9 protein-coding genes are annotated in these 7,573 nt (G+C 39.6%); all 9 read left to right on the top strand.

Annotation, left to right across the window (positions count from 1 at the left end; genetic code table 11):
- The first annotated feature begins 492 nt into the window (after positions 1-492).
- The 9 genes from CF599_RS19075 (at position 493) to CF599_RS19035 (ending at position 7,220) form a co-directional block, all read left to right on the top strand.
- Positions 493-900 carry a hypothetical protein gene (locus tag CF599_RS19075; protein ID WP_121967510.1) on the top strand — a complete coding sequence of 136 codons (408 nt, stop codon included), beginning with the start codon at positions 493-495 and terminating at the stop codon, positions 898-900.
- A gap of 220 nt (positions 901-1,120) precedes the next feature.
- A complete protein-coding gene (gene ureA / locus CF599_RS19070) occupies positions 1,121-1,423 on the top strand; it encodes an urease subunit gamma (RefSeq protein WP_121967509.1) in 303 nt (100 codons plus the stop codon).
- A gap of 16 nt (positions 1,424-1,439) precedes the next feature.
- A complete protein-coding gene (locus CF599_RS19065) occupies positions 1,440-1,814 on the top strand; it encodes an urease subunit beta (protein WP_121967508.1) in 375 nt (124 codons plus the stop codon).
- Positions 1,811-3,532 (top strand): urease subunit alpha, encoded by a 1,722-nt coding sequence (gene ureC, locus CF599_RS19060; protein ID WP_121967507.1) that lies wholly within the window; start codon positions 1,811-1,813, stop codon positions 3,530-3,532. Before CF599_RS19065 ends, ureC begins: the two co-directional genes overlap by 4 nt.
- 99 nt (positions 3,533-3,631) lie before the next feature.
- Positions 3,632-4,129, top strand: coding sequence for an urease accessory protein UreE (locus tag CF599_RS19055; RefSeq protein ID WP_121967506.1), 498 nt, complete (start codon positions 3,632-3,634; stop codon positions 4,127-4,129).
- 3 nt (positions 4,130-4,132) lie between these two features.
- The gene (locus CF599_RS19050; RefSeq protein ID WP_121967505.1) at positions 4,133-4,825 is read left to right on the top strand and encodes an urease accessory protein UreF; all 693 of its coding nucleotides are present in this window, start codon (positions 4,133-4,135) and stop codon (positions 4,823-4,825) included.
- Between the two features lie 12 nt (positions 4,826-4,837).
- Positions 4,838-5,476 (top strand): urease accessory protein UreG, encoded by a 639-nt coding sequence (gene ureG / locus CF599_RS19045; protein WP_121967504.1) that lies wholly within the window; start codon positions 4,838-4,840, stop codon positions 5,474-5,476.
- A 1-nt stretch (position 5,477) separates the two neighbouring features.
- Complete coding sequence (locus CF599_RS19040; RefSeq protein WP_121967503.1) at positions 5,478-6,266, top strand: urease accessory protein UreD; 789 nt, start codon at positions 5,478-5,480, stop codon at positions 6,264-6,266.
- Positions 6,267-6,308: 42 nt separating this feature from the next.
- Positions 6,309-7,220 carry an urea transporter gene (locus CF599_RS19035; RefSeq protein ID WP_121967502.1) on the top strand — a complete coding sequence of 304 codons (912 nt, stop codon included), beginning with the start codon at positions 6,309-6,311 and terminating at the stop codon, positions 7,218-7,220.
- The last annotated feature ends 353 nt before the right edge of the window (positions 7,221-7,573 follow it).

Genomic DNA, 7,573 nt, shown 5'->3' with positions numbered 1-7,573 from the left:
CGATTTACTAGAAAAATATGTACTTTTACTCATCGTGTTTATTGTTTTGCAAGACTAAACTACGATAACTTTTTAGAAGTCAGCTTGCTGGCTTCTTTTTTTTTATCGGACAACAATGAATAGAATAGTATCATTTTGCATAATTGTTATACTAAGACTAGGTAGATTTTTCTTAGATATATATTGATTTAAATATTGATCTATTTCAATAATCTTTTTATCTAGCTTTTCATTTTGTGAATAAGTATTCTGAGCTAATAAAGTAATTAGTAAAAGTATTATAGAGTATGCCTTTCTAATTTTGAAGATAATATGTTTGCTCATACTGATAGTTGATAGTTTATGTTTATAAAGATAAGACATAAACATAACTTTAACGCTTCATCCCTTCTATTGCCTATTTTATGGTAGTATAGTCAAGATTTGTGCTATTCGTGACGAGGGATAGAAGTTATCTTTGTGGGGTAATTAAAAACAAAGTATCACTCTTCTATGAAAGCATTATTTCGACTTATCGTTTTGTGTTTTTTTCTTTTCCGTTTTGGATTAGCATTTGCTAGCCAAAGTGTAGAGATAGGGGGTAATTACGTTTTGTCAGGGAGCACTTTTATACCTGGGCAAGTGTGTAAGAAGGAGGCTTGTAAAGTATATTGTCAGACTGAGGTGGAAGTAGAGGTTATTCACTCTATGGATAACACTGATCACAGTACAGACAAAGTAGATCTAAGCGATGTACTACACTTCCTTACTACTTATGTTTTTAATCTAGATTTGACTACACCTATTTTAGGAGAACAAAAGATATTTGCCTATCTACAACAGCATAGAGCAAAATACTTATTGTATCAATCCCTAAAGATTCCTCACGGGTTAGTTAAACTTAGAATTAGCAGTAGCTAAAGACTACAAAGCAATTCTACTTCATAGTTCTTTCTTAGCTCTATAACCATACTAATAGTATGCTTAAATCGCTAATTCTAGAATTAATTTACTTATCAGTATCACAGCTGTATTGTGATGCCTTTATAGTAGCATATTTATCTAATTAATACAGTAGCTAACTTCTTTTTTGAGGATTGGGTTACTATTCTATTGTTCAATTTTTAATAAAAAAATATAGATGCATTTATTACCGAGAGAGACGGAAAAATTGCTTTTGCACTTAGCTGGTGAGCTAGCGAAGAAGCGCAGGGCTAGAGGGTTAAAACTTAATTACCCAGAGTCAATAGCTTATATCAGTAGCGAGTTACTAGAAGCGGCTAGAGACGGAAGAACAGTCGCTGACTTAATGCAGTATGGCGCGACGTTATTAACGCGTGAAGATGTAATGGATGGGATAGCAGAGATGATCCACGATGTGCAGATAGAAGCTACATTCCCTGATGGTACCAAGTTAGTGACAGTACATAACCCTATTCGTTAACCTAATTAAGCAAACAATGGTACCAGGAGAATATTTTATTAAAGACGAAGATATTATCTGTAATGAAGGTAGAGAGATTACCACGATTACAGTTGTCAATAAAGGAGATAGACCGATACAGGTAGGGTCTCATTATCACTTCTTTGAAGTGAATAAGATGATGGAGTTTGACCGTGCAGCAGCATTTGGTAAACGCCTAAACATTATCGCAAGTACTGCTGTTCGTTTTGAGCCAGGAGAAGAGAAGGAAGTAGACTTAGTGCCTTATGCAGGTGCGCGTAAAGTATACGGACATAATGATCTAGCCAATGGAGAGACTATGTCAGAGGAGGCAAAAGCTAAGGCAATGAAACGAGTGGAGAAACAGTACTTTAAAAACAAGTCATTATGAGTTTAAGAGTAAGTAGAGCAAATTACAGTGCTATATTCGGACCTACAGTAGGGGATCGAGTGCGCTTAGGAGATACAGAGATAATCATCGAAGTAGAGAAAGACTTCGCTAGTTATGGTGATGAAAGCAAGTTCGGTGGAGGAAAAACAGTGCGTGATGGAATGATGCAGTCGTCTAATCACTTAAGTGATGAAGGCGTACTAGATATGGTGATTACAGGAGCGATTATTATCGACCATTGGGGAATAGTCAAAGGAGATATCGGTATTAAAGATGGTAAGATAGTAGGTGTAGGTAGAGCAGGTAACCCTGATACGATGGATGATGTGACGCCTAATATGATTATCGGAGCTTCTACAGAAGTGCACGGAGCTGCAGGTTATATCGTGACAGCGGGAGGGATAGACACACACATTCACTATATCAGTCCTACGCAGATAGAGACAGCCTTATATAGTGGTGTGACTACGATGATCGGTGGAGGTACAGGACCAGCTGATGGAACCAATGCCACTACGGTGACTCCAGGTAAATGGGGAATGAAGCGTATGATGCAAGCAGTAGATCACTTGCCGATGAACTTCGGATTCTTTGGAAAAGGGAATGTAGGTTCTGAGGCACCTATCATCGAGCAGATAGAAGCAGGTGCATTAGGAGTGAAGATACACGAGGATTGGGGAGCTACTCCGGCTACTATAGACAGAGCCTTATCTGTAGCAGATAAGTATGATGTACAAGTAGCGATACACACAGATACCTTAAATGAAGCAGGGTTCTTAGAAGATACGATGCAGGCGATTAACGGTCGTGTGATTCATACCTTCCACACAGAGGGAGCAGGAGGAGGACACGCACCTGATATTATCAAATCTGCGATGTATCCAAATGTATTACCAGCATCGACTAACCCAACTCGTCCATTTACGAAGAATACCATCGATGAGCACTTAGATATGCTTATGGTATGTCACCACTTGAGTAAAGATATTCCGGAGGATGTTGCTTTTGCTGATTCTCGTATTCGCCCTGAGACTATAGCGGCGGAAGATATCTTACAAGATCAAGGTGTGTTTAGTATTATGAGTTCTGACTCTCAAGCGATGGGACGTGTAGGTGAGGTAGTCACTAGAACGTGGCAAACGGCGGATAAAATGAAGAAACAGATCGGTAGCTTAGCTGAGGATGAAGGTACAGGTAATGATAACTACAGAGCAAAACGCTATGTAGCGAAGTACACGATCAACCCTGCTATTGCACACGGTGTGTCTAACTATATCGGTTCTATCGAGCCAGGTAAGATAGCAGATTTAGTGATATGGAAGCCTGCATTATTTGGGGCTAAGCCAGAGATGATCCTAAAAGGAGGAATGATCGCTGCCTCTAAGATGGGGGATGCCAATGCGTCTATCCCTACGCCTCAACCTATCATCCTTAGAACGATGTATGGTGGACTAGGTAAGGCAGTAACACAGACTTGTTTTAACTTCGTGTCTCAAGTATCATTAGAGAAGGGAATACAAGAAGAATATGGCGTAGCTAGAACACTTCTACCAGTTAAGAATTGTCGTAATATATCTAAAGCAGATATGATTCACAATAGTGCAACTCCTGAGATTACGGTTAACCCTGAGAACTATGAGGTGAGTATAGACGGTAAGAAGATTACTTGTCAGCCAATCGATGAGGTAGCATTGGGACAACGATATTTCTTGTTCTAGGTTTAATAGATTAGGAAACAACAACAACAAACAAACAAACCAACACGAGAATACAAGTGATTTATATGCTCTTGTATTCTCACTTTTTAGTTAAAACAGATGATAGTAACAAAAGCAATTCGCAATTGTGCTTCTTCAGAGTTAAAACAGTCTATTGATTATTTGTATATAGAATGGCACCAGACACAGAGGCGTATTCAGCGTCTAGTGACTGCTAACGGTACAGATATCAGTATTCGCTTTTTAGGCAAAGGGCAATACTTAAGAGACGGAGATGTGCTATATGAAGAGCAGGATAAGGTCATCTTAGTATCTATTTTGCCCTGTGAGGCAATTGTCTTGACGATACCGGATAAGTTTACATTGGGGTTAGTTGCCTATGAAATAGGGAATAAGCATTTGCCTCTTTATGTAGAGGGAGATAGCTTGTGTTTGCCTTATGAGAGGACAATGTATGATTGGATGATTAACAATGGTTATTCTCCTGAAATACAACAACGACAATTGCGCTATCCATTGAATGCAAATGTTGACTTTGAGCAACATAAGAAGTTTGTATTCACACCGCCGAAAGGTGGTTTAACATTAAAATTATAAACTATGCCAGAAGCATTTTTAGGTAGGTTATTACATTTATCTGATCCCTCTTTACCCATCGGTGGATATACCCATTCTAATGGTCTAGAGACGTATGTACAGAACGGAATGGTCTGTGACAAGGCTTCGGCAGATCAGTATGTAAGACATAATCTGTGGTATAATCTAAAGTATAATGATGCTGCGCTGATGAAGTTAGCCTATGATGCTACAATGCTAGGGAATATAGAAGAGCTAGTCTTGTTAGCTCAGGAGTGCAATGCTCTAAAAGGGCCAAGGGAAATAAGACAAGGTAGTCAGAAGCTAGGGGTGCGTCTATATAAGATATTTAGCCGATATACCAGTGAAGAGCCTATCGTACAAGGGTGGGGAGAGTTAATCAAGCAGAAAGAAGTATATAGTCACTATTGTATTATGTATGGACTCTTCGCCGCAGTTATGAAAGTACCTTTAGTCGAAGCAATGCACGCATATTATTATAATGCTGCTATAGGTATGGTAACTAATGCCGTGAAGTTAGTTCCCCTAGGGCAGTTAGACGGTCAAGACATCTTATATTACCTACACGATGATTTGCTCCAGTTAAGCCAAGAATCTTTAGATATGGATAGAAGTCTTATCGGGCTGTGTAATGTGGGGTTTGATATTCGATGTATGCAACACGAACGCCTTTATTCAAGAATATACTTATCATAAGAAAACAACAAAATGGAAGATAGAAAATATATAAAAATAGGAGTAGGAGGACCTGTCGGATCAGGTAAAACAGCCCTATTAGAACGTTTGAGCCGAAGACTGTTAAACGAGTATGACCTAGCAGTGATCACCAATGATATTTACACTCGTGTAGATGCTGAGTTTATGGCTAAGAACAGTCTATTAGCAAAAGATAGAATCATCGGTGTAGAGACAGGAGGATGTCCTCATACAGCCATACGCGAAGATGCGAGTATGAACCTAGAGGCAGTAGAGGAGTTAGCACATCGCTTCCCTAACCTAGAGCTAATCTTTATCGAGAGTGGAGGAGATAACCTATCCTCTACGTTTAGCCCTGACTTAGCAGATATCACCATCTTCGTACTTGATGTAGCAGAGGGAGAGAAGATGCCAAGTAAAGGTGGGCCTGCGATCACACGATCAGACTTGTTATTAATTAACAAGATGGACTTAGCCCCTTATGTAGGAGCAGATCTAAATGTAATGGAGACAGATGCTAGACGTGTGCGTAAGGGAGCACCCTTCTTATTCTCTAACTTAAAGACCGGTGAGGGATTAGAGGATATCGTAGGTTGGATTAAGAAATATGCTTTGTTAGAAGATATTGACGAACCAAACTTATTGAGATAATATGATTTCATCTTTAGATATTAAGATTGAGCAACGTCAAGGGGCATCTTACCTAAAAGATGCTTACGTTACTCAACCTTTTAGAATAGTACCCGTAGGGCAATATAAGCGAGATAAGGCAGCTTATCTGATGATTATGAGTTCTTCACCAGGACTGTTAGATAACGATGATCATCGCATCTCTATTCATCTAGCAGAGCAGACTAAACTACAGTTGCAGACGCAGGCTTACCAAAGGCTGTTTCACATGAAAAACAAGTCTATGCAGACTACGTTAATCCAGATGGAGAAGGGAAGTGCCTTTGCTTATGTGCCACACCCTGTGGTACCGCAGAGCTCTTCTACCTTTATAAGCCATAATAGAGTGGATATGAAGGAAGATAGTCACTTCTTGTTATCAGATATCATAACCTGTGGACGTAAGCTCTCAGGAGAAGAGTTTGCCTATAATCACTTTCAGAACCTGACTGAGATCTATGTAGAGGGTAAACTTCAGGTTAAAGACAATGTGCTGTTACAACCTGACTTAATGCCTATACAAGGGATCGGTATCTTAGAAGGCTTCACACATCAGGGAACTTTAATCTATTATAACACAGCTCATATAGGGGTGTTAGATTATATAGAGTATTTCCACGAGCAGTTCGCAGAGATGCCTAATATCGCGTTTGGTATTAGTGAATTAGAAGGAGATGGCTTTATGATTCGCATACTAGGACAAGGAGCAGAGAAGCTATTCACTATATTTCAAACCATTCAACAGAAGCTATGGGAAGAGTTGTTCTTATAACTTCTCTTTGATTGCAAAATTATAAACTCAAAAAAAGAAAATATGAAAGAGCTAACAGTCCATTGTATTAAAGCATTCTTTAGAGGCTTCGGACAGATTATGCTACAGGCAAACGCCGTAACAGGACTTCTATTCTTAGGAGCTATATACTATGACTCTACAGAGATGGCTGTGGCTGCTGCACTGTGTAATGTAGTGGCTATTCTTACCGCCAAGTTAATGCGCTTTGATCGCCAAGATATCGAGAACGGATTATTTGGATTTAATGCCTGTCTGATAGGTGTCGCTTTGATGTATTATTTCGAACCGAGTATATGGGTGTATGTCCTAATGATCATATCCTCTATACTATCCACTATTATTATGGGATGGGCGATTAAACGAGAATTACCAGCGTATACTTTTCCCTTTGTTATTTTTACTTGGGTATCTTTATTTATCTTGAGTATACCTGATTTGGCTATTCGCTCTGTACCTGAGCATTTTGTTGATATAGAGGCGTTAGACGACTTTTTGATACAAGGACACGCTTTCGGGCAAGTGTTGTTTCAAGGAAGCTTCGTGGCAGGGGTAGTCTTCTTCTTAGGGGTGTTTATCAGTCGCCCTATACAGGCCTTATATGCTTTTGTAGCGGTGATCGTAAGTGTGTATATCTCACACAGCAGTCACGCTTCTAATGCGTTAATTAACGAGGGAGTGTTTAGTTTTAACGCTGTACTGTGTGGTATCGCTATGGGAGAGGACAAGGTTAGAGCGGGGATGTATGTGCTAATTAGTGTGATAATCTCTACATACTTTGATATCTTTATGCTAAAGTACGGATGGACTACACTGACTTTTCCTTTTGTCTTTGCGATGTGGGTGATGTATCCGATTAAGCGACTAGACAAGTGGATTGTCAATAAATTAGAGGTACTAGGTGTGAATAAGTTTATTGAAAGAATGCTTGATTAAATTAAGAATTAATTTGTCTTGCGCCAAAGTAACTATGCAGAATTACTGTGTGGATATTGACGGCACGGATTACTCTGCCAACACGCCACCTGTCCCATTCACTAAAACTGTCCACAGGACACTTTTTAAACGCTCTGTCCTGCACCAGCGCAACGATGTGGATATTGTTTGTGGAAATACTGTGTGGATATGGACGGCACGGATTACTCTGCCAACACGCCACCTGTCCCATTTACTAAAACTGTCCACAGGACACTTTTTAAACGCTCTGTCCTGCGCCAGCGCAACGATGTGGATATTGTTTGTGGAAATACTGTGTGGATATTGACGGCACGGATTACTCTGCCAACACG

The organism is Myroides sp. N17-2, from assembly GCF_002286775.1.
Taxonomy (GTDB): Bacteria; Bacteroidota; Bacteroidia; order Flavobacteriales; family Flavobacteriaceae; genus Flavobacterium.
The sequence above is the reverse complement of the archived record's forward strand: the minus strand, read 5'-3'. Positions and strand labels throughout refer to the sequence as shown.

What these genes read in the sequence shown, in the direction of transcription:
- CF599_RS19040 (WP_121967503.1), top strand. Translation starts at nt 5,478, where the DNA reads ATGATTTCATCTTTAGATATTAAGATTGAGCAACGTCAAGGGGCATCT.
- CF599_RS19035 (WP_121967502.1), top strand. Translation starts at nt 6,309, where the DNA reads ATGAAAGAGCTAACAGTCCATTGTATTAAAGCATTCTTTAGAGGCTTC.
- CF599_RS19055 (WP_121967506.1), top strand. Translation starts at nt 3,632, where the DNA reads ATGATAGTAACAAAAGCAATTCGCAATTGTGCTTCTTCAGAGTTAAAA.
- ureG (WP_121967504.1), top strand. Translation starts at nt 4,838, where the DNA reads ATGGAAGATAGAAAATATATAAAAATAGGAGTAGGAGGACCTGTCGGA.
- ureA (WP_121967509.1), top strand. Translation starts at nt 1,121, where the DNA reads ATGCATTTATTACCGAGAGAGACGGAAAAATTGCTTTTGCACTTAGCT.
- CF599_RS19050 (WP_121967505.1), top strand. Translation starts at nt 4,133, where the DNA reads ATGCCAGAAGCATTTTTAGGTAGGTTATTACATTTATCTGATCCCTCT.
- ureC (WP_121967507.1), top strand. Translation starts at nt 1,811, where the DNA reads ATGAGTTTAAGAGTAAGTAGAGCAAATTACAGTGCTATATTCGGACCT.
- CF599_RS19075 (WP_121967510.1), top strand. Translation starts at nt 493, where the DNA reads ATGAAAGCATTATTTCGACTTATCGTTTTGTGTTTTTTTCTTTTCCGT.
- CF599_RS19065 (WP_121967508.1), top strand. Translation starts at nt 1,440, where the DNA reads ATGGTACCAGGAGAATATTTTATTAAAGACGAAGATATTATCTGTAAT.